A 20,300-nucleotide genomic window follows, 5' to 3' on the forward strand; every position below is an offset into this window, starting at 1 on the left:
TCCGATGTGTAGGGACTGTCGCAACGGAGAGTACCTTAGCGAGCGTTCAGAATATGGTTCCGGTCACTGGGGTCCGGTCGTCGGGAGTGGCTCACTCCTCGTAGAGGTCGGCCTCGCTCAGTCCGGTCGCCTCGAAGGCCTCGCCGAGATCGGCGTGGCGGACGACGGTGACCACCTGGTCGTCGACCACCCGGAAGGCGATCGCCTCCTCACGAGGCCCCGGATCGGACGCCCAGGTCGCCGTCTCCTCGACCACCACGATTCCGTGGTGGACGAACAGGCGGCCCGGTTGCAGCGTGACCCCTGCCGTCGTCGCCCACTCGCGCAGTTCGTCGAGTCCTTGGTCGGGATCGTCGTCGGGGGTGGGGAGCACGATGTCGTCGCTCGACAACTGCACGAGCGTGTCGATGTCGTTGCTGTTCACAGCGTCGTGCCAGGCCAGGACCGTAGCGATCTCCGAGGTACTCATGATCGAGAGCCTAGTCGCCGGATCGCCGAGGTGGGGGCGTGAATCCGCCGAATCCGCTGTCGCACTCGGGCGCTCCGGAGCACAGTGGACGTATGACGATCACCGGCCAACTCGTGAGCTTCGTCCCGAGCACCGACCTCGACGTCTCGGAGATGTTCTACGTCGACACCCTGCGCTTCCGGAAGCTCTCCCGCGACCCCTTCGCGCTCGTCCTCGACGGAGGCGACGGCGCACCGGTCCGGGTGACCCTCGTGCAGTCGCGCGAGGAGACCGGCTACACCGTGCTGGGCTGGCGGGTATCCGATCTGGACGGCACCGTCGAACGACTGCGCGAGCACGGCGTGGAGTTCATCCGGTACAACGGCATGGATCAGGACGACCACGACGCGTGGACCGCACCCGACGGTATGCGGGTCGCGTGGTTCCGCGACCCGCACGGCAACGTCCTGTCGTTGCTCGAACACCGCACCTGACGCCGCCTCAGCTTGCGAAGGCACCCCACAGGAAGCCGGCGAACAGCACCGCGAAGCCACCCATCTCACCGACGATCAGCGCGGCCATCGCCGGACCCGTCCCGCGCACCGGATGCGCGAACTGATTCGTGGTGTCGCGCAGCGCACCGTGCACGACATAGCTCGCGATCGCACCGACGAAGAACACCACGATCACCGCGGCCGCGGCGAGGTTCACTGCGGTGGGCCACGCGCTGAGCTCGACGAACACCGCGACCAGCAGCGTCGCGAAGGAGTACATCAGGGCCGATCGGTGGGCGATGTCGACGTACGGGTGCGCGAGGTGGTCGTCGGACGTCGCCATCTGCCGGTACTTCCACACGCCGAGAGCGAGCGCGAGGAGGAAGACCGTACCTGCGGCCGTCAATGTCAGTTCGGTGTCGACTCCCAGGACCATCGCGCCAGTATGGACGCATCACCTCAGCTGCAGCCGCTGGTGTTCCCACAGGACGGGCAGGCGTGGCACGATCCGGCCCGTTGCATCTTCACCCCGCACTGCATGCAGTACGGCGCGTCCGGATTCGACGGTGACGGCGCGGCGAACCCACCCGGGGAGTCCGCATGCGTGCTGCGCCGTGCGGTCGCCGGCGGATCGGGCTCACGCACCGGCGGCGTGCTCGTGTACGGCGTGAGCGTGGGGGTGTCGGGCACCGAACGCTCGGCGACGGTCAGGATGCCCAGTTCGGCGCGCTCGTCGGGTTCGAGATAATCGACCGCCAGTCGCCGGAAGATGTAGTCGAGGATCGACGTGGCGATCCGCAGATCCGGATCGTCGGTGATCCCGGCCGGCTCGAAACGCGTACTCGTGAAGGCCCGGACGAAGGTGCGCAACGGAACCCCGTACTGCAGACCGTAACTGACCGACATCGAGAAGGCGTCCATGATGCCGGCGAGCGTCGAACCCTGTTTGGACACGCGCAGGAACATCTCGCCGGGACGCCCGTCGTCGTACTCGCCGATCGTGACGAAGCCCTTGCAGTCCGCCACCCGGAACTCGAACGTCCGCGAAGTGCGGGTGCGCGGGAGCCGCTCGCGGCGAGGCGCCGCGGACGACGCCGCCGCTTCTGCGACAGCAGGGCGCGACGACGTCGACAACGGTTGTCCCAGTTTGCAGTTGTCGCGGTAGATCGCGAGGGCCTTCACGCCCAGCCGCCACGCGTCGACATACATGTCGGCGATGTCGTCGACGGTCGCGGACTCGGGCAGGTTCACCGTCTTCGAGATCGCACCCGACAGGAAGGGCTGCACCGCGGCCATCATCGCGACGTGGCCGCGCGGCGAGATGACGTTGTCGCCCATGGAGGTCGCGAACACCGGTGCGTGCTCGCCGCGAACGTGCGGCGCGCCGGCGAGATCGTGGTGCAGATCGAGATGCGCGACGATGTCGGCGACCTCCGACGGGCCGTAACCCAGACGCGACAATGCGCGTGGCACACTGCGATTGACGATCGTGAGGCTGCCACCCCCGACGAGTTTCTTGGTCTTCACCAACGCCAGATCCGGTTCGATACCGGTGGTGTCGCAGTCCATCGCGAGTCCGATGGTGCCGGTGGGGGCGAGAACGCTGACCTGGCTGTTGCGCACGCCGTGGGCGGTGCCGTCGGTCACCGCGCGATCCCACGCCTGCCGCGCGGCTTCGAGCACGTCGGCCGGGGCGAGATCGGCGTCGATGTCGTCGAGTGCCCCTCGATGCTTGCCCAGCACGTCGAGCATCGGCGCGCGGTTCTCGTCGAACCCGTCGAACGGGCCGAGGCGCCGCGCCAGATCGGCCGAGACGGCGTAGGCGTGCCCGGTCATCAGCGCGGTGATCGCCGCCGCGGTCGCGCGGCCTCCCTCGCTGTCGTAGGGCAGGCCCGAAGCCATGAGCAGCGCACCGAGATTGGCGTAACCGAGTCCGAGCTGCCGGAACCGACGCGACGTCTCACCGATGCGCTCGGTGGGGTAGTCGGCGCGGCCGACGAGGATCTCCTGCGCGGTGAGCATCACCGCCACGGCGTGACGGAAACCGTCGACGTCGAAGGTGCCGTCCTCGCGGAGGAAGGTGAGCAGATTCAGGCTCGCGAGATTGCAGGCCGAATCGTCGAGATGCATGTACTCCGAGCAGGGATTCGACGCGTTGATCCGTCCGGTCGCGGAGGCGGTGTGCCAGGCGTTGATCGTCGTGTCGTACTGGATGCCGGGGTCGGCGCATTCCCAGGTGGCGGATGCTATGCGTTCCAACAACTCTCGCGCGCGCACCGTCCGGACGGTCTCGCCGGTCGTCACGGCGCGCAGGGGCCACTCGGCGTCGGCCACCACCGCGTGCATGAACTCGTCGGTCACGCGCACCGAATTGTTCGCGTTCTGGTACTGCACCGAATGGATGTCGGCGCCGTCGAGGTCCATGTCGAAACCGGCCTCGGCGAGCACCCGCGCCTTGCGTTCCTCGATCGCCTTGCAGTCGACGAACTCCTCGACGTCGGGATGGCCGACGTCGAGGATCACCATCTTGGCGGCCCGCCGGGTCTTGCCGCCGGACTTGATCGTGCCGGCCGACGCGTCGGCGCCGCGCATGAAGCTGACCGGACCGGATGCGCTTCCACCGCCGGTCAGCGGTTCGGCCGACGAGCGGATCCGGGAGAGGTTCACCCCGGCTCCCGACCCGCCCTTGAAGATCACCGCTTCCTGGCGGTACCACTCGAGGATCGAATCGATACTGTCGTCGACCGACAGGATGAAACACGCACTGGCCTGCTGCGGAGTGTTCGGCACCCCGATGTTGAACCAGACGGGACTGTTGAACGAGGCCCGCTGGTGGATCAGCAGACAGGTCAGTTCGGCGGCGAACGCCTCCGGGTCGTCGAGATGGCCGTCGGTGTGCCCCCAGGCGGTGATCGTGTCGACGATGCGCGCGATCACGTCGCGCAGCGAGTGTTCACGATCGGGGTGCCCGAGCTGCCCGCGGAAGTACTTCTGCGTGACGATGTCGGTGGCGTTCTGCGACCAGAAGGCAGGGAACTCCACATCCGTCTGCTCGAAGACGACGCGCCCGGTGCCGTGGTGCACGATCCGCGCGTCGCGTCGCTGCCACTCGACCGTCTCGGCGGGATCGACAGCGGGGGTCGTGAAGTACCGGACGTCGCCGCGCATCGCGGCGGAGCCGGCGTCCGATGCACTCTTCGGGCTGTGAGGCCTGGTACTGCTCATCGCGTCCTCCCGGGGGGGCGTGGACCGGTGGCACATATAGTCCCACCATGCTGCCACCGCGTCCCGGTACTCCGCTGTCTTCCGCCCGCTCGGCCCACCCGGTGGCGCCGTGAGTGCCGGGGGCGAACTGCTCGTCGGGCTGGCGATCCTCGTCGGCCTGCTCGGGATCGTGCTGCCGATCCTGCCCGGCGTCCTGCTGATCTTCGGGGCGATCGCAGTGTGGGCGTTCGTCACGGGAGGCACCACCGCGTGGGTCGTGCTCGGCGTGGCGACGGCGGCGTTGCTGGTCACCGGCATCGTGAAGTACACCTGGCCCGGGAAGCGACTGCAGCAGGCGGGCGTGCCGAACCGGTCGCTGATCCTCGCCGGGCTGCTCGGTATCGTCGGGTTCTTCGTCGTCCCCGTCGTCGGCCTGTTCCTGGGCTTCCTGCTCGGTATGTACCTGTCCGAGGTGCAGCGGCACCGCACTCATCGCGACGCGTGGGTCTCGACCGTGGCGGCCACCAAGGCCGTCGCGTTGTCGATCCTCGTCGAGTTGTTCGGCGGACTCGTCGCGGCCTCGGTGTGGCTGGGAGCGGTCCTGTTCACCTGAGCCCGGAATGCGAGGAGGGACCCGTCCGCACGGACGGGTCCCTCCTCGGTCGTCGGGCTCAGGCGCAGATCACGACTTGTGCGGCTCGCTCGCGCGGAACATGTCCTCGCGCTCGACGACCTTGACCCGCTCGCGACCCTCGGCCTCACCGAGGCTGCGCTCGTGCGCGTCGAGGCGGTACCAGCCCTGCCAGGTGGTGTACGGCAGCTGCTTGTCCTCGAGGAACTTCACGATCGCGTCCTCGGACGGATCCTCCGGGTCGTTCAGACGACCGGCGGCACGATCCTCGAGCAGGTTCGCGACGGTCTCGTTCGCGTCGCCCTTGGTGTGGCCGATCAGGCCCACGGGGCCGCGCTTGATCCAACCGGTGACGTAGGTGTACGGCAGGAACCGGTCCGGGCCCTCGGTCGCCTCGTCGGCGAGCACACGACCGGCCTCGTTGGGCACGGTGCCGGCCTGCTCGTCGAAGGGCAGCTTGGCGATGTTCTGCGACAGGTAGCCGACCGCGCGGTAGACGGCCTGGACGTCCCAATCGCGGAATTTTCCGGTGCCGCGGACGTTGCCGGTGCCGTCGAGTTCGGTGCGCTCGGTGCGCAGCCCGACGACCTTGCCGTCCTCACCGAGGATCTCGTGCGGGGACTCGAAGAAGTGCAGGAACAGTTTGTGCGGGCGGTCGCCCACGTCGCGGATCGCCCAGTCCTGCAGGGTGTTGGCGACCATGTCGACCTGCTTGGAGTTGCGGCGGGCCTGTTCGGAGGCCTCGTCGTAGTCGATGTCCTCGGGGTCGACGATGACCTCGATGGTCGGGGAGTGGTCGAGTTCGCGCAGCTCGAGCGGCGTGAACTTGGCCTGTGCCGGGCCACGGCGACCGAAGACGTGCACCTCGACGGCCTTGTTGTTCTTCAGGCCCTCGTAGACGTTCGGCGGGATCTCCGTCGGCAGCAGCTCGTCGCCGGTCTTGGCGAGCACGCGGGCGACGTCGAGAGCGACGTTGCCGACACCGAGGACGGCGACCTTCTCCGCCTCGAGCGGCCAGGTGCGCGGCACGTCGGGGTGACCGTCGTACCAGGACACGAAGTCGGCGGCGCCGTAGCTGCCGTCGAGGTCGATGCCGGGGATGTTCAGCGCGCGGTCCGCGTTCGCGCCGGTGGAGAAGATCACCGCATCGTAGAAACGCTGGAGGTCGTCGAGGGTGAAGTCGGTGCCGTAGTCGAGGTTGCCGAGCAACCGGATCTGCGGCTTGTCGAGCACCTTGTGCAGGGCGGTGATGATGCCCTTGATGCGCGGATGATCGGGAGCGACACCGTAACGGATCAGACCGAACGGTGCCGGCATGCGCTCGAACAGGTCGATGCTGACCCCGGGATCCTGCGCAGTGTCGGACTTCATGAGCGCATCGGCGGCGTAGATACCGGCGGGACCGGCACCGACGATCGCGACGCGAAGGGGACGAGTCTGATCGGTCATCAGGGGATCAACTACCTCTTCGGTGTGCGGACGGACATATCCAGCTTAAATTAAGGCTGCCCTCAGTGGGCCGGGCGCAGGTCGCGCGGGGATGACGGCGAAAGAGGATGAATCGAGCCGTCGAACGAATCGCTTCAGCGACAACACATGTGGGCACCCATACGACACAGGTCGACGGCGAGGCGTCGAACGAGCTGCGTGGTGGCCATGCCCCAATTCCTACCTCGAGAGGGTTTTCAGGGCAAATGTGGTCGTGACAGGCAGTGATCTCGTTCCCACTAGGATCGAGCGCATGGCCAAGCGCGGAGCCCCCGAACCCGATCCCGATCCCGATCCCGGTCCGGATCCCGACGGTCCCACCAGTAGCAGCACAGGGCCCTTCCTGGGAGCCCTCGCGGTCCTGGTGGTGCTCGTCCTCGTCGTCTTCGGCGCCCAGATGTTCTCCCCGCCGGGCGCCGACCTCACGGAGGACGAGATGGTGCGCCGCGCCGTCACCGACTACGTCTCCGCTCACAACGAGAACGACGGGCCGATCCTCGACCGGCTGCGGTGCAGCGAACTGTCCCCCGACGATGCGCCGCTCGCGGACGTCGAGGGGCGTGTCGAGCTGCAGGCCGCGCAGAACATCTCCGTGGACGGCGATCGGGCCACCGTGGACGTCCGGACCGGCCTCGACGGGCAGACGCAGACCGAGACGTGGCAGGTCGTCCGCATCGACGACGTGTGGAGGATCTGCCGATTCTGAATCGGTGCCCGTGCGTATACGAAGCGATGCCCGCGTGTACGTCCCAGCGCGAACTGTGAAAACATGTCCGGGTGAGCTACGCAGGTGATATAACGCCGCGGCAGGCATGGGACCTGCTGCACGGTGATCCGGATGCCGTGCTCGTCGATGTGCGGACCGAAGCCGAGTGGAAATACGTCGGGGTCCCCGAAACCTCGTCGCTCGGTCGCCGGACCGTGTTCGTCGAGTGGGTTCGTTACCCCGACGGCGCCCCGAATCCGACCTTCGTCGAGGATCTGCGGGCAGCGGGTATCGGCGGCGGGCCGGTGATCTTCCTGTGTCGCTCGGGTCAGCGCTCGATCGGTGCGGCCGAAGCCGCCACCGCCGCGGGCCTGACCCCCGCCTACAACGTTCTCGAAGGATTCGAAGGCGCTCTCGACGGCGAAGGCCATCGAGGTGCCGAGGGCTGGCGGGCCGCGGGCCTGCCGTGGAGGCAGTCGTGAGTTCCATCCCCCAGGGCGGCGCGTTCAGCAAATCGCTGCCCGACACCGTTCGTCCCGCCACACTCGGCGTGCGCGGCGGCACCCTCCGATCCGGTTTCGAGGAGACCTCCGAGGCCCTTTACCTCAACTCCGGGTTCGTCTACGAGTCGGCCGAGGCCGCCGAGGCCGCTTTCACCGGCGACGTCGACCATTTCGTCTACTCCCGCTACGGCAACCCCACGGTGAAGATGTTCGAGGAGCGCCTGCGCCTGCTCGACGGTGCCGAGGGGGCGTACGCCACCGCGTCCGGCATGTCCGCGGTGTTCACCGCGCTCGCCGCGCTGCTCGGCAAGGGCGACCGCCTCGTCGCGGCACGCAGCCTCTTCGGTTCGTGCTTCGTCGTGTGCAACGAGATCCTGCCCCGCTGGGGCGTCGAGACGGTGTTCGTCGACGGCGAGGATCTCGACCAGTGGGAGAAGGCACTGTCGGTGCCCACCACCGCGGTCTTCTTCGAGACCCCCTCGAACCCCATGCAGACCCTCGTCGACGTGCGTCGCGTCTCCGAGATGGCGCATGCGGCGGGCGCGAAGGTGGTGCTGGACAACGTCTTCGCCACCCCGCTGCTGCAGCGCAGCCTCGATCTCGGTGCCGACGTCGTCGTGTACTCCGGCACCAAGCACATCGACGGCCAGGGCCGTGTGCTCGGCGGTGCGATCCTCGGACCCGCCGACTACATCGACGGGCCGGTGCAGAAGCTCATCCGCCACACCGGGCCGTCGCTGAGCCCGTTCAACGCGTGGACGCTGCTCAAGGGTCTCGAGACCATGCCGGTGCGGTTGCGGGCCTCGGTCGATTCGACGCTGCGCATCGCGCAGTTCCTCGAATCGCAGGAGGCAGTGCGGTGGGTCAAGTACCCCTATCTCGAATCGCACCCGCAGTACGAACTCGCGAAGTCGCAGATGAGCGGCGGCGGCACGATCATCACGTTCGAACTCGACGCCCCGGAGGGCGAGGGCAAGAAACGCGCCTTCGAGCTGCTGAACAAGCTGCGTATCGTCGACATCTCGAACAATCTCGGCGACGCCAAGTCGCTCGTCACCCACCCGGCGACCACCACCCACCGGGCGATGGGACCCGAGGGCCGGGCCGCGATCGGCCTGTCCGACGGTGTGGTGCGACTGTCCGTCGGCCTCGAGGATCCCGAGGATCTTCTCGAAGATCTCCAGCAGGCGCTGTCCTGACCTGCGAAGCCGTGAGCTACGCTGCGGGTGTCCTGCCGATCCGGTAGGGCACCCGCTGCGTTTTCGGTGAAGCCGGTGAGAATCCGGCGCTGTCCCGCAACTGTGAGTCCCGATACGGGGTGAGCCAGGTCGGCCGGCGCGGAGGGTCCGTACGTACTGGTCCTCGGACGAAGGACGGTGGCGTGCCGCAACCGCCTGTTGCAGCCGTGCTGTTTTCGTCCTCCGAACAACGGAGGATGGCTGTGCCCCTCGACAACTCCCGACGGCTGTTCGCCGCCGGACTGACCGCCTTCGCTCTCCTCGCCGCGGGGTGCTCGAACAGCGACGACTCGTCGCCGGCCGGTGACACCGGCACCGCTTCCGCCGATGCTCCGCAGGCCATCGTCTCCCTGAGCCCCACCAGCACCGAGATGCTCTACGCCATCGGTGCCGGTGACCAGGTGGTCGCGGTCGACGACCGATCCGACTACCCGGCCGACGCGCCCGTCACCGACTTGTCGGGCTACACCCCGAACGTCGAGGCGATCCTCGGTTACGAACCCGACCTGGTCGTCGCCAACGCCGACACCGCCGATCTCGTCGCGGGACTCGAACAGGCCGGTGTCGAGACGTTGATCCTTCCCGCCGCCGGGAAGCTGGACGACACCTATGCCCAGATCGAGCAGCTGGGAGCCGCCACCGGACACGTCGGTGACGCCGCCGAACTCGTCGCGCAGATGAAGACGGACATCGACGGGATTCTCGCGGGCCTCCCGGAGCGTGAGACCCCGCTGACCTACTACCACGAGCTCGACAACACCTTCTACACCGTCACCGACGACACCTATATCGGCGATATCTACTCGATGCTGGGCCTGACCTCGATCGCGACCGGCGGCAACGGTTACCCGCAGCTGTCCGCCGAGTACGTCCTCGAACAGAACCCCGACGTGATCTTCCTGGCCGACGGACAGTGCTGCGGCGTCACGCCCGAGGTCGTCGCACAGCGTGCGGGTTGGAACGAGCTCAGCGCCGTCCGTGACGGTCACGTCTACGTCCTCGACGAGGACATCGCGAGTCGCTGGGGTCCGCGCGTCGTGGACCTGATGCGCGAGATCGCCCGGATCGTCGGCGCCATCCCCGCGGCCCAGCCCACGCCTTGATCTCTCTGTCGCGCCGCAGTACCCGCGCCCTGCCACCCGGTGGTGCGCGGGTACTGCCGCGCAACGCGCTCGTGCTGACCGGCGCGGTGCTCGTCCTGTTCGCCGCGATGCTGGTCGGGATCCTCGTCGGACCGGCCGGTCTCACCCCGGGAGGGGTGCTGCTCGACATCGCCGACCGCCTGCCGTTCGTCGACGTCGATTCGGGACTGAGCACGCGTCAGCAGGCCATCCTGTGGAACATCCGGATGCCGCGTGTGGTGCTCGGCGTGCTGGTCGGTGCGATGCTGGCCATCGCCGGCGCGGCCTACCAGGGTGTCTTCCGCAACCCGCTCGCCGATCCCTACCTGCTCGGGGTGTCCAGTGGCGCCGGTCTCGGCGCGACCCTCGCCATCGTCGTGGGCGGCGCGGCCGGGTTCGCCGGGGTCCCCGTCGCAGCGTTCGCGGGTGGATTGCTCGCCGTCGGCGCAACCTACTCGCTGGGCCGCACCGTCGGCGGAAGCCGCTCGGAAGTCGTCATCATCCTCGCCGGGGTCGCCGTCGCAGCCTTCGCCAACGCGATCCAGACGTTCTTCATGCAGCTGCACGACGACACGCTGCGGCAGGTGTACTCGTGGATGCTCGGCCGCCTGTCCACCGACGGATGGTCCGATGTCGTCGTGGTCCTGCCGTACGTCGTGGTCACCGTCGCGATCATCGTGCTGCACCGGCGCACACTCGATGTCATGGCGGTCGGCGACGTCGAAGCCGCGAGCCTCGGGATCGACCCGGCGCGCGTGCGGCTGTTGCTCGTGTGCGTCGCGACGCTCGGAACTGCGGCCGTCGTCTCGGCGAGCGGTCTCATCGGCTTCGTCGGCATCGTCGTGCCCCACGCGGTACGGCTGCTCGCCGGACCCGGCCACCGACTCCTGCTGCCGCTGTCCCTGCTGGTGGGCGCATCCTTCCTCGTCCTCGCGGACGTCCTGGCCCGTACCGTCATGTCGCCCGCCGAACTGCCGATCGGTGTCGTGACCGCGGCGATCGGGGCGCCCTTCTTCCTCGTCGTGCTCAGACGTAGCCGAGGTGTCCGATGAAAAGCGATGTTCTCCCCACCGGGACCGTGACGGTGTCGTGCCGGCAGCTCGGCGCCGAACGCGGCGGCATCGAGGTGCTGCACCGCGTCGACCTGAACGTCACCGCCGGCTCCTGGGTGTCGCTGGTCGGACCCAACGGGTCGGGCAAGACCACCCTGCTGCACGTCCTCGCCGGGCTCGTGCCGGCCACCGGTCACCTGCAGGTCGCCGACATCGTGCCGGGGCGCGCCGGACGTCGGGACATGGCACGCGCGGTCGCGCTGATGCCGCAACGCCCCGTGGTGCCGGAAGGTGTCACCGTCAGGGAACTGATCCACCTCGGCCGCACCCCGCACATCCCGCGCTTCGGATCCGAGACCGCGCACGACCGCGAGGTGGTGGACCGGGTCGTCGAACGGCTCGAGCTCGAAGCGTTCGCACCGCGACTCGCGACCGAACTGTCCGGTGGGGAGCTGCAGCGGGTCGTGCTCGCGCGCGCTCTCGCCCAGCAACCCCGGGTGCTGCTCCTCGACGAACCCACCAGCGCCCTCGACATCGGGCACCAACAGCAGGTGCTCGAACTCGTCGACTCGATGCGCACCGAGGGCGACCTCACCGTCATCGCCGCGATGCACGACCTGACCTCCGCCGCCCAGTACGGGGAACGGCTCGTGCTGCTCGATCGCGGGCACGTCGTCGCCGACGGAGTGCCCGACGACGTGCTCACCGCCGAACGCATCGCGCAGGTCTACGGCGCCCGCGTCGAGATCCTCGACCGCCCGGCGGGTCGTGCCGTTCTCCCGCTCCGCGACACCTCGAAGGACTGCTGATGGAGGTCGTACTCCTGGGGACCGGTGCGGCGGACGGATGGCCGAATCCGTTCTGCACGTGTGAATCCTGTGCGGACGCCGCACGTCGCGGCGAGATACGCGGGCAGACCGCGGCGCTCGTCGACGACGTGCTGCTGCTCGACTGCGGTCCGGAGGCGCCCGGTGCGGCGGTGCGGCACGGCAGGTCGCTGGCGACGGTGCGGCACATTCTCCTGACACACGCGCACGCCGATCATCTCGGGCCGCAGGCGTTGCTGTTCCGATCATGGGTCGCGGGCGGCGACGAGCTCGACGTGATCGGCCCCGCCGACGCCCTCGACACCTGCAGACCGTGGGTGGGCCCCGACGACCCGGTGCGCTTCGTGCCGGTCGAGGCCGGGGATTCGCTTGCCGTCGGTGAGTACGCGGTGCGTGTTCTCCCCGCGCGGCACACGGTGTTCCGTGACGGTGACGCAGTGCTGTACGACCTGTCGGGTCCCGGCGGGTCGCGGCTGCTGTGGGCGTGCGACACCGGGATGTGGCCTCCCGAGTGGTTCGAGGCCGTGCGCGACGCGCGGTTCGACGCGGTGTTTCTCGAGGAGACCTTCGGCGACCGCTCCGAACTGTCCGAGGGTCACCTCGGCCTTCCGGAATTCGGCACCCTGGTGGACGGCCTGCGCGGTGCCGGTGCCGTCACTCCGGACACCGATGTGGTCGCCGTGCATCTGGGCCACCACAATCCACCCGCCGACATACTTCGGAAACGTCTGCAGCAGGTGGATGCTCGTCCCGGTCGTGATGGTGAGGTGGTCCACGTGGGTGAAGGGACTCCGGTCGTGCCGCATCGAACGCTGGTTCTCGGGGGAGTGCGGTCGGGCAAGTCGCGGCACGCCGAGGAGTTGCTCGCGTCCTGCCCGTCCGTCACCTACGTCGCCACCGGCGGGACACGAGAGGGTGACGCGGAGTGGGCGGAACGTGTTGCACTGCACCGGGAAAGGCGTCCCGGTTCATGGTCGACGGTGGAGACGGTCGATGTCGCCGAGGTTCTGTGCACCGCTACGGAACCGCTGCTGATCGATTGTCTCGGAACGTGGTTGACGGCACGGCTCGATATCCACGGTGTCTGGGATGGTGGCGACCTCGACCCTGTCCACTCCGATGTGGACGAGTTGATCGCGGCGTGGCGGAAATGTGCGGTGCCGGTGGTCGCCGTGAGCAACGAGGTCGGTAGCGGAGTGGTGCCCGCGACCTCTTCGGGCCGATTGTTCCGCGATATGCTGGGCCGGCTCAATGCGCGGGTCGCGGAGGCCAGTGAAGCAGCGACTCTCGTGGTGGCAGGAATTCCTGTTTCGTTGAAGCGGAATTGATTTCGAAGCATCAGCCTTCCGATCCGTCGTCGGCCGGCTCGCCCACAGGAGCATCGTCGCTCGGGGTCGGCGCAGGTTCGGGCGGCGTCTCCTCTGGGACCGGTGAAGGAGCAGGCTCGCCGGTCGGTGCAGGTTCAGGAGCAGGAGCAGGCGGGGGAGCCGGGAGCGGATCGACCACCGCGCTCCTCACCCACGAACCCGAAGCCCTACTGATCACCCATTCCCCCGAACTTCCGGTGATGCGTAGCTCGTCCGTCTCGGCGGCCCAGGCCAGTCCATCACCCTCCGAGGCGCCGGTGCGGTACTCCTCGCTGCCCGTCGCAGCAGTGATGACGGCGTACGTTCCGGCCTCGGATCGGACGAGCCGAGCGGAGTACAGGCCGGACGGTGAGCGGAGCGCGGAGACAATTTCCGTTTCTGTCGGTGCAGACGGTGACCCGGACGTGCTGGGACTCCCCTCGGTGGTCGTCGGACCGAGGGAGGTCGATGTCCCCGGACTTGCGGTCGGGGAGGACGTCGTCGACGTCGTGGTGGTGGAAGCAGAGGATTGCGGCAGTGAGCGTGCTCCTGTCGCTGGTGCCGAGCAGGTGACGCCCGTCGTCGACGTCGTGTCGAGCCTGTACGCGACGAAACCTGTGGAATACGAATCTCCTTGGATCGAGCGGATCTCGGCGTCAGCGGTATTCGCGGTGATGAGAGCGGTGTCGAGGTTGGTCCGGGCGATCCTGGCGGTCACCGGTTGCCCCGCGGCCGTCGGGGTGGTGGTCACCGTGGTGACGTAAGCGAAATTTCCGTCCGACGGATTGCGAACGGTGACCTGGTAAGTCACACCCGTGCCGACGTGGGGCCACGTCAATGTCGCTGCGGTGGCACTTCCTGTGCCGGTCGTGGAGCATGCGACGGAAGCCGGGGGTGCCACATACGCCGGGGTCCCGTCACGTTCCCCGCTCGGGCTGCAGTTGAGGTCCTGGTTGTGGCTGATCAAGGACACTGGTTGGGAGACGAGGCGGCCCCTCCATGCTGCCGACACCGTGCCTCCCGGCAACATCGTGTGTATTTCCGCGTTGTACCGCCAGATGAGGCTGCGGCGAGGAAGACCTGTGCCGTACAGGTCGTACGAGATGGTGCCGCCCGTCGCGGCGGTGATGTCGGTGATGTCGACGGTCCGCCAGACACGACCGTCCATATCTCGCAGAATGATCCGGTATTGATAGGGCGACCCCAGATGCGTCCAGTTCAACGTGACAGGATCGGGTTGGTCGAGAATGAGTTTGCTGTTGCAGCCGACCGTTCCTGCAATTTGTGGTACGTACTCGCTCTTCGAGGCGAACGCTCCGCTTCGCGCGGTCGCGTTGTCGACGAAGGCCGCATCGGTCCCCGGCGTGTGTGAGAGGCCGACCGCAGACACGACGACGAGGACTGCCAGAGGAGTCACGGGGGCCTGGGCGTTCCGGAGGGGCGATCCGTCGGGACGCACCGCGATCCGGATGAGGGCGGCGGCGAGTATCGCCAGCACGACGAGGCCGGGAACGGTCCGGAGCCAGGCGGCAAGGTAGCCGAGGCCGTCGACATGGAAGAGCACCCGTTCGGCCGAGCTCACTCCGTAACTGCGGGGATCGGGTTCCGGATTCGCATCTCCTTGCAGCCGGAGGAGGGCCGTGTTTCCGGCGAACGACTGGACTTCCACGATCCGATGGGTGATGCGACTGCCTTGATCGTTGATCACACTCACCACGTCACCGGACCGAAGGTCGGCTGCGGGGACGGTGTGCGCTATCGCGAGGGAGCCCGAAGGAATCGCGGGTGCCATGGAACCCGAGCGGAAGATCAACGGCGTCAGGCCGAACAGGGCCGATACCGCCGCGACGAGAATGCACAGGCTGCCGAGTACTGCACCGATCGTCAGGAGGGTGTCCCACCCTCTGCGTGGGGGCCGTGCCTGGTGTGCGTGTTCGGTCATTGTCGCCTCACACCGTCGTCTGCGCCGTGAAGGTGAACACGAGGGCGGACACGCTCTGGTTCTGTGTGGGGAGCGGCGTCGACGTGGGCAACGTGACGACCATGCACAGTGTCTCCCTACCGGTCGTGGCCGCCAAGGGGCGAGCAGAAGTGACGATCGGCGCAGCGCCTCCCGCGATCAGGTTCGTCTGTCCGATCTGTGTTCCCGTGCATGTTCCCTTGCGGAGACCGCCGGCAGTGAGGTTCGACGGGGTTCCGTTGCTGAAGACCCGGAGTTGCAGGTTGTTCGCGAGGGCCGGACTTCCGGCGGGTGTCGCGACATTCACCGTGTACGTGACGTCCATCGTCGAGCGTGTGTTCTGCACCTGCAGACTCGCCGCTCGACTCTCGCCCGGCATCATGGAGGACGAGGTCAGGTCGGAGAACGTATAGGACTTCACGTCGTTCGCTCGCAGATCGACCGTGCCGGTGCTGAACGTCCCCGTCGCTACCGCCGAATTCGCCCACGCGGCGAAGGTTCCCACCGCGCCGAGTGCGAGGACCGTTCCGAGCGACAGTAGTGCGCGCACCCGGACGGTGAAGAATGAAGGCGCTTTTCGTAGGTACTTGCGAAGGTGATCGAGGACTTCATCGCCGCGCATCGCTGCCTCCGCCGGTTCGTGCTGCGTCCCGCTCACGTCTGCCATCCCTGATACCGCTGGTGAACAGCACGGTGGCGTAGCCGAACAGTGCGATCGCGATGATCCCGACGGTCCACGAACGCTGTTGCCCCGTCAGCCAGTTGTTCACGTAGCCCAGGTAGGGGATCGAATACCAGACGCGTCCCCGAATCTGTTCGTAGAGAACCGGTTTCTCGTCGGGCACAGTGTTGGCGTCGCCCTGGGTGATGTACGTGCGTTGCCCCTTCGCGGATTGGGCGGACGCGATGATCCGATGCGTCACCACAGTGGGATCCCCCGAACGCAACTGGTACGTCACGGGCATTCCGATCGCGAGTTCGTCGGGTTCGACGGGCTCGACGACGATGAGGGTGCCGGGTGGGTAGGTGGGGTCCATCGATCCGGTGAGCACGGTGAAGCGTTCGCCGCCGGCCACGGCCGGGATCAGGATGGTGACTGCCAGCAGGGTGAGCATGGCGAACAGCAGGGCCCAGGTGAGCATCGAGCCCATCCACCAGAGCAGCCCTGTCCGGTCGTCTTCTTCCCGGGATTCGGTCATATCTGTTGCTCCACTCGAAATTCGAGCGCAAGGGTGGTCGACCTGCCTTGTTCTGCCGCGGCTCCGACGGTCGCCCGGAGACACCACACCTCCGTGGTGCCCGGAGCGGCCGACCGTCCTTCCCCTGGAGCCGGAAAGGCCGTCCAAGGACCGCCGATCGTCGACGTCGGTGTAGCCACCGCTGCACCGGATGACGTCGGGCATGCGTCGGCGGAACCGACGATCCACGCTGTCACCGCGATCGGCAGCCGGGTCGAGCTCTGACGTACCGCTTGCAATCGGTAACGTGCGTGGGCGTCACCCCGAATGCTGACCGTCAACGGCTGTTGCACCACGGATCCCTGCGCCAGGTTGGTACCGCCGAAGTTCGTCCATGTGTAGTCCTGGGAGCCCTGGGCCATGATGGTCAGGCTCCCCGAGATGATCGTGCCGCCCCTGAGTTGTGTGCTGTCGCGCCACAGTGCGCCGGTCTGCTGTGTGGACCAGAGGGTCACGAGCAGAACCGACGCGACTGCGGCGATCCAGGCCCATCTCCGCTTCATGTCCTCACGCGGGAGCGGGGTTCGTGTTCTGCTGCAGATTCAGGCTCAGATTGCCGAGATCGACGGTCTCGTTCTGTCCGGTCGTCCCCGATGTGGCCGGATCGAACGTGATGGTGATGTCGACCGAAATATCCTGAGGCGCACCGCCGTTTGCCACGACCTGAACACCGTCGGCTCCACCGGTGAACGACTGGCCGGCGTACTCGCCGTCGATGGTGGTGATCAGGGCGTTTCGCAAGTCGGTATTTCCCGTGACGCCATCCAGATTCGCGGTGAGTGTGGCTTCCAGATTGTCGCCCTGGGCGGTGAGCGTGGAGGCGCAGGTGTAGCGCACCGTGTCGCCCGGGACGATTCGGAACGATGAAATGTCGCCGATCGTCGCTCCACCATTGCCGACATCGGTCCACGTGCCGCCGCCGGCGCACTCCCCGAGCGTCAGCTGACCGGATGTGATGGTACCGGCGTCACCGTCGGTCTGATCGTTCCAGAACGCGAGGCTGCCCAGTCCGCCCAGGAGCAGGATGGCTCCGGCCCCTGCGGCGATGGCCCCTTTGGTCTGCTTCTTCATACGATTGCTCCCCTCGAAGGTCGTGCTCCCGACCTTCGTCAGGTACCCGTTGTGATCGGCTCCATACCAACCATCTGGTATTTCTGTGACGGGTGTTGCCCCTGGGGCGATAGGAGACGATTTCGTTACCGCCGGGAAGAAAAGACCGGGTCAGAACAACAGCCGGTACAGCCCGATCAGGCCGACAACGACGATGACGATCCGCAACGCGACCGGCGACAGGCGCCGGCCGTAGTGGGAACCGAGATAGCCACCGATCAAGGAACCCACCGCGATCAGTGCGGCCACGGTCCAGTCGATCCGGTCGAAGGCCACCAGGATGTACGCGCAGGCGGCCACGACGTTCACGACCAGCGACAGCAGATTCTTCGCGGCGTTCTGTCGCTGGATGTGGTCGTGCAGCAACGCGCCGAACAAACCCATGAGCAGAATGCCCTGCGCCGCCGTGAAATAGCCGCCGTAGATGCCGACGGCGAAGGTTCCGACGACGAGCAGCGTCATCCGTATCGGTCCGAGACGGCCGTCGGCGTCGCCACCCGTTCTGCGCGCCACCCACGCCTGGATCTTCGGCTGCAGCACGACGAGCGTGAGTGCCAGGACGAGCAGGATCGGCACCACCGTCTCGAAGACGGTCTCCGGTAGGTGGAGCAGGAGCCATGCTCCGACCAGTGCCCCGCAGAACGACGCCGGGATCTGCCATCGCAACCGCTCCCACTGCCCACGCAGCTCGCGCCGATAGCCCCAGGTGCCCGATACGCCACCCGCAACGAGGCCGATCGCGTTCGACATCGTCGCAGTCACCGGGGGTACACCGAATGCGACGAGCGTCGGGAAGGTGATGAGAGTGCCGGATCCGACGAGGGAGTTGATCGCTCCGGCGCCGAGCCCGGCCAATGCGACGAGGAAGAGTTCGAGCGGAGTCACCGAGGCGAGTCTACGGCGTGCCGAAACCGGCCTTGTCGTCGATGCCGGGCCACCGCGTCGACATCGACATCGGTCTCGACGAGGAACGGATTTCCGTCACAGTGAGAGAAAGCCTTTCCGCGGCGTGCCGCACTCCGTAGCTTGAAGCGCGACCATCCAGAGCGACCGAGAGACCTGGCTCTACGACGTCGCAGCAACCCCCCGTACGCGGGTGCGGGTGCTACCGCCGGGATCGATGGAGGAACGAGCATGACCCGCTGGACCGAGCGCGCCTCGTGGTGCCGCCTGCACATCGACCTGTGCCGCGGTACTTCGCAGCGGTGTCACGGCGGTACTCCGCACCGGTGTCATAGCGGTACTTCGCACCGGTGTCGTCGCTGAGCCGAACCGCTCGCCGAACCTCCCGTCGTTCTTCGCCGCGTGAGTCCCGGCCCGTCCGCAGGGGGACGGGCCGGGACCCACGTCTGCACCCTCGCTTTCCCACACCCCGCATTCCCGAAAGGCCCATTCCGATGGCTCCCGCCCACAGGACGTCGCCGTGAGCACGTCCACCGATCTCCGCATTCCCGACGCCCCCGCCGACCACACCGACGACGAGAACCTGGTCGTCGCCCGGAAACGGCATCCGTGGCGCTGGGTGATCAGCGCCGCCGTGTTGATCCTCGTTGCCCAGTTCGTGCACGGCCTAGTACTGCAACGACAGTTTGTGATGTCGTCGTTTGTAGTGACTGGCGCGTGCTCTGGCTTGGCTGATGCGCCGCCAGTTCGACCAGTGCCACAGGTGGGCGAAGGCGTGCCGCACGGGACAGGCGATACGATTGAACAGTCCTCGAATCTCGTTGATGGTCAGAGGAATCGACTTACTGGGACCAGCTGAAGATCCCCCTTTTGGGCGTCTCGACGCAGGATCGTCAAGAACGCGGCCGCGGCCATCGACAAGGTGATGTGCCGGTACCAGGCGGTGTAACCCCGGACTTGGTAGTGGTCGAGTCCGGTCTCGTTCTTCGCGGTCTGGAAGCACTCCTCGATCGACCACCGGCTGCCGGCGACCCGAACGAGTTCGGCAAGCGGGGTGTCGGCCGGCCCGTAGCAGATGTAGTAGGCGATCTGCTCCGGGTCGGTGATCGAGCGGCGGGCCAGCAGCCAGTGACCCCGGCCGGCCTCGCGTAACGGCCGGATGTCCACCACCGCCCAGTCATAAACCCGCGGTCCGTGGGCGCCGTCGCCGCACGACAGCCGTTGCCACGCCGACGCGTCGAGTTCGCTGATCACGGCGTGGGCGCGTCGGCGCTGCAGCTTCATCGATACCACCATCTGCGATTTCGGCACTGCAAGTACATGGTTTACCCCGCGGGATTCGAGCCACATCCGCAGCTGGCCGACCTGCCCGTAGGCCTCGTCGGCGGTGACCCACCCGAACGGAATGCCGGCATCGAGAGCACGATCTATCATCGATTGCGCCAGTTCGGGTTTGGTCGCAAACTCGATGCTGTCGTCGATGCCGGCATCGCGACACCGATCGCGGTCCTCGGTCCACGACTTGGGTAGATACAACTCTCGATCGATCAACGCCCGACCCGTCGGCGAGGCGTAGGCCAGGAACACCCCGATCTGGGAGTTCTCGATCCGCCCGGCAGTACCGGAGTACTGCCGCGCCACGCCCGCGGATCTGTTGCCTTTCTTCAGAAAACCGGTCTCGTCGACGATCAATACCCCGGTCTGCTCGTCGCCGATCGCCTCGACGACCACGTCTCGCACGTCATTGCGCAGCCCGTCGCAGTCCCAGGTGTAGAAGTTCAGCAGTCGTTGCATGCCTTCCGGGCCGGTGTCCCCGGCGGCCTCGGCCAGCGTCCAGCCGTTCTTGCGTTCGACCTCCGCGAGCAGGCCGCGCACGTAGGCACCCATCCGCCGCCGTGACTCCACCCGCGAGAACCGGTGCGCGAACCGACTGCAGAATGCCGTAAACCCCGCTGACCATTCCAGCACCTCCGACTGCACAAATGATCAATTACCACACGTGCACCGGTGGTCACAAACTGTCGTTGCAGT

At 67.1% G+C, this 20,300-nt stretch carries 19 protein-coding genes, 2 pseudogenes and 2 riboswitches; of the genes and pseudogenes, 10 read left to right on the plus strand and 11 right to left on the minus strand.

All coding sequences use genetic code 11. The features are described 5' to 3' along the window. Positions 1–91: 91 nt before the first annotated feature. Positions 92–469, minus strand: a complete 378-nt coding sequence (locus PV766_RS06085; protein WP_016933751.1) for a nuclear transport factor 2 family protein — start codon at positions 467–469, stop codon at positions 92–94. A gap of 92 nt (positions 470–561) precedes the next feature. Between PV766_RS06085 and PV766_RS06090 the strand changes: the two genes are divergently transcribed. Beyond that, entirely contained in the window at positions 562–942 is a 381-nt protein-coding gene (locus PV766_RS06090; RefSeq protein ID WP_026003201.1) for a VOC family protein, read from the plus strand. A gap of 7 nt (positions 943–949) precedes the next feature. On the opposite strand, the gene PV766_RS06095 is transcribed toward PV766_RS06090, so the two are convergent. Both PV766_RS06095 and PV766_RS06100 read right to left on the minus strand, forming a co-directional pair. Then, positions 950–1,378, minus strand: a complete 429-nt coding sequence (locus PV766_RS06095) for a hypothetical protein (RefSeq protein ID WP_255161552.1) — start codon at positions 1,376–1,378, stop codon at positions 950–952. A gap of 23 nt (positions 1,379–1,401) precedes the next feature. Beyond that, on the minus strand, positions 1,402–4,110 hold the full coding sequence (locus PV766_RS06100) for a vitamin B12-dependent ribonucleotide reductase (RefSeq protein ID WP_421096665.1): 2,709 nt from the start codon (positions 4,108–4,110) through the stop codon (positions 1,402–1,404). Positions 4,111–4,276: 166 nt separating this feature from the next. Between PV766_RS06100 and PV766_RS06105 the strand changes: the two genes are divergently transcribed. Further along, a complete protein-coding gene (locus tag PV766_RS06105) occupies positions 4,277–4,759 on the plus strand; it encodes a DUF456 domain-containing protein (protein WP_129977514.1) in 483 nt (160 codons plus the stop codon). A gap of 69 nt (positions 4,760–4,828) precedes the next feature. On the opposite strand, the gene PV766_RS06110 is transcribed toward PV766_RS06105, so the two are convergent. Beyond that, positions 4,829–6,226, minus strand: coding sequence for an FAD-dependent oxidoreductase (locus PV766_RS06110; protein WP_016935369.1), 1,398 nt, complete (start codon positions 6,224–6,226; stop codon positions 4,829–4,831). Positions 6,227–6,518: 292 nt separating this feature from the next. Between PV766_RS06110 and PV766_RS06115 the strand changes: the two genes are divergently transcribed. From PV766_RS06115 to cobU, 7 genes are all read left to right on the plus strand, one after another. Further along, positions 6,519–6,971 carry a hypothetical protein gene (locus tag PV766_RS06115; protein ID WP_421096655.1) on the plus strand — a complete coding sequence of 151 codons (453 nt, stop codon included), beginning with the start codon at positions 6,519–6,521 and terminating at the stop codon, positions 6,969–6,971. 71 nt (positions 6,972–7,042) lie between these two features. Next, complete coding sequence (locus tag PV766_RS06120; protein WP_026003257.1) at positions 7,043–7,453, plus strand: rhodanese-like domain-containing protein; 411 nt, start codon at positions 7,043–7,045, stop codon at positions 7,451–7,453. After that, the gene (locus PV766_RS06125) at positions 7,450–8,673 is read left to right on the plus strand and encodes an O-succinylhomoserine sulfhydrylase (protein WP_026003258.1); all 1,224 of its coding nucleotides are present in this window, start codon (positions 7,450–7,452) and stop codon (positions 8,671–8,673) included. The genes PV766_RS06120 and PV766_RS06125 overlap by 4 nt, the downstream gene beginning before the upstream one ends. A 19-nt stretch (positions 8,674–8,692) precedes the next feature. Beyond that, positions 8,693–8,822: riboswitch (cobalamin riboswitch) on the plus strand. Between the two features lie 87 nt (positions 8,823–8,909). After that, positions 8,910–9,815, plus strand: a complete 906-nt coding sequence (locus PV766_RS06130) for an ABC transporter substrate-binding protein (RefSeq protein ID WP_172506058.1) — start codon at positions 8,910–8,912, stop codon at positions 9,813–9,815. Between the two features lie 107 nt (positions 9,816–9,922). Continuing rightward, the gene (locus tag PV766_RS06135; protein ID WP_242496795.1) at positions 9,923–10,885 is read left to right on the plus strand and encodes a FecCD family ABC transporter permease; all 963 of its coding nucleotides are present in this window, start codon (positions 9,923–9,925) and stop codon (positions 10,883–10,885) included. Then, positions 10,882–11,694: an ABC transporter ATP-binding protein gene (locus tag PV766_RS06140; RefSeq protein WP_064062689.1), complete on the plus strand. Its 813-nt coding sequence runs from the start codon at positions 10,882–10,884 to the stop codon at positions 11,692–11,694. Before PV766_RS06135 ends, PV766_RS06140 begins: the two co-directional genes overlap by 4 nt. After that, entirely contained in the window at positions 11,694–13,040 is a 1,347-nt protein-coding gene (gene cobU, locus PV766_RS06145; protein WP_421096656.1) for a bifunctional adenosylcobinamide kinase/adenosylcobinamide-phosphate guanylyltransferase, read from the plus strand. Before PV766_RS06140 ends, cobU begins: the two co-directional genes overlap by 1 nt. Positions 13,041–13,050: 10 nt before the next feature. Here the strand turns inward: cobU and PV766_RS06150 are convergent, their stop codons facing one another. The 6 genes from PV766_RS06150 to PV766_RS06175 form a co-directional block, all read right to left on the minus strand. Beyond that, complete coding sequence (locus PV766_RS06150; protein WP_421096657.1) at positions 13,051–15,000, minus strand: signal peptidase I; 1,950 nt, start codon at positions 14,998–15,000, stop codon at positions 13,051–13,053. A gap of 7 nt (positions 15,001–15,007) precedes the next feature. Further along, positions 15,008–15,640, minus strand: a complete 633-nt coding sequence (locus PV766_RS06155; RefSeq protein ID WP_129977593.1) for a SipW-dependent-type signal peptide-containing protein — start codon at positions 15,638–15,640, stop codon at positions 15,008–15,010. Further along, complete coding sequence (locus PV766_RS06160; protein WP_129977509.1) at positions 15,627–16,217, minus strand: signal peptidase I; 591 nt, start codon at positions 16,215–16,217, stop codon at positions 15,627–15,629. Before PV766_RS06160 ends, PV766_RS06155 begins: the two co-directional genes overlap by 14 nt. Then, a complete protein-coding gene (locus PV766_RS06165; protein WP_064062684.1) occupies positions 16,214–16,759 on the minus strand; it encodes a hypothetical protein in 546 nt (181 codons plus the stop codon). The genes PV766_RS06160 and PV766_RS06165 overlap by 4 nt, the downstream gene beginning before the upstream one ends. A gap of 4 nt (positions 16,760–16,763) precedes the next feature. Beyond that, the gene (locus tag PV766_RS06170; protein ID WP_064062683.1) at positions 16,764–17,327 is read right to left on the minus strand and encodes an alternate-type signal peptide domain-containing protein; all 564 of its coding nucleotides are present in this window, start codon (positions 17,325–17,327) and stop codon (positions 16,764–16,766) included. Positions 17,328–17,477: 150 nt separating this feature from the next. Further along, complete coding sequence (locus PV766_RS06175; RefSeq protein WP_413766930.1) at positions 17,478–18,251, minus strand: sulfite exporter TauE/SafE family protein; 774 nt, start codon at positions 18,249–18,251, stop codon at positions 17,478–17,480. Between the two features lie 149 nt (positions 18,252–18,400). Continuing rightward, positions 18,401–18,493, plus strand: a riboswitch (SAM riboswitch). Positions 18,494–18,789: 296 nt separating this feature from the next. Between PV766_RS06175 and PV766_RS06180 the strand changes: the two are divergent. Next, positions 18,790–18,939 (plus strand): annotated as a pseudogene (locus PV766_RS06180) (amino acid ABC transporter permease); the annotation flags it as partial. A gap of 176 nt (positions 18,940–19,115) precedes the next feature. Here PV766_RS06180 and PV766_RS06185 read toward each other — a convergent pair. Beyond that, a pseudogene (locus PV766_RS06185) lies at positions 19,116–20,249 on the minus strand (IS701 family transposase); the annotation flags it as partial. Between the last annotated feature and the right edge of the window lie 51 nt (positions 20,250–20,300).

The sequence above is a fragment of the Rhodococcus sp. As11 genome (assembly GCF_048957735.1).
In the GTDB taxonomy this organism is placed as follows: Bacteria; Actinomycetota; Actinomycetes; order Mycobacteriales; family Mycobacteriaceae; genus Rhodococcus; species Rhodococcus gordoniae.

Bases quoted from the DNA above. Each gene is read 5' to 3' on its own strand.
- PV766_RS06170 (WP_064062683.1), bottom strand. From the start codon at position 17,327: ATGAAGAAGCAGACCAAAGGGGCCATCGCCGCAGGGGCCGGAGCCATC.
- PV766_RS06160 (WP_129977509.1), bottom strand. From the start codon at position 16,217: ATGACCGAATCCCGGGAAGAAGACGACCGGACAGGGCTGCTCTGGTGG.
- PV766_RS06130 (WP_172506058.1), top strand. From the start codon at position 8,910: ATGGCTGTGCCCCTCGACAACTCCCGACGGCTGTTCGCCGCCGGACTG.
- PV766_RS06095 (WP_255161552.1), bottom strand. From the start codon at position 1,378: ATGGTCCTGGGAGTCGACACCGAACTGACATTGACGGCCGCAGGTACG.
- PV766_RS06085 (WP_016933751.1), bottom strand. From the start codon at position 469: ATGAGTACCTCGGAGATCGCTACGGTCCTGGCCTGGCACGACGCTGTG.
- cobU (WP_421096656.1), top strand. From the start codon at position 11,694: ATGGAGGTCGTACTCCTGGGGACCGGTGCGGCGGACGGATGGCCGAAT.
- PV766_RS06155 (WP_129977593.1), bottom strand. From the start codon at position 15,640: ATGCGCGGCGATGAAGTCCTCGATCACCTTCGCAAGTACCTACGAAAA.
- PV766_RS06115 (WP_421096655.1), top strand. From the start codon at position 6,519: ATGGCCAAGCGCGGAGCCCCCGAACCCGATCCCGATCCCGATCCCGGT.
- PV766_RS06140 (WP_064062689.1), top strand. From the start codon at position 10,882: ATGAAAAGCGATGTTCTCCCCACCGGGACCGTGACGGTGTCGTGCCGG.
- PV766_RS06090 (WP_026003201.1), top strand. From the start codon at position 562: ATGACGATCACCGGCCAACTCGTGAGCTTCGTCCCGAGCACCGACCTC.
- PV766_RS06135 (WP_242496795.1), top strand. From the start codon at position 9,923: ATGCTGGTCGGGATCCTCGTCGGACCGGCCGGTCTCACCCCGGGAGGG.
- PV766_RS06110 (WP_016935369.1), bottom strand. From the start codon at position 6,226: ATGACCGATCAGACTCGTCCCCTTCGCGTCGCGATCGTCGGTGCCGGT.
- PV766_RS06165 (WP_064062684.1), bottom strand. From the start codon at position 16,759: ATGAAGCGGAGATGGGCCTGGATCGCCGCAGTCGCGTCGGTTCTGCTC.
- PV766_RS06150 (WP_421096657.1), bottom strand. From the start codon at position 15,000: ATGACCGAACACGCACACCAGGCACGGCCCCCACGCAGAGGGTGGGAC.
- PV766_RS06100 (WP_421096665.1), bottom strand. From the start codon at position 4,110: ATGCGCGGCGACGTCCGGTACTTCACGACCCCCGCTGTCGATCCCGCC.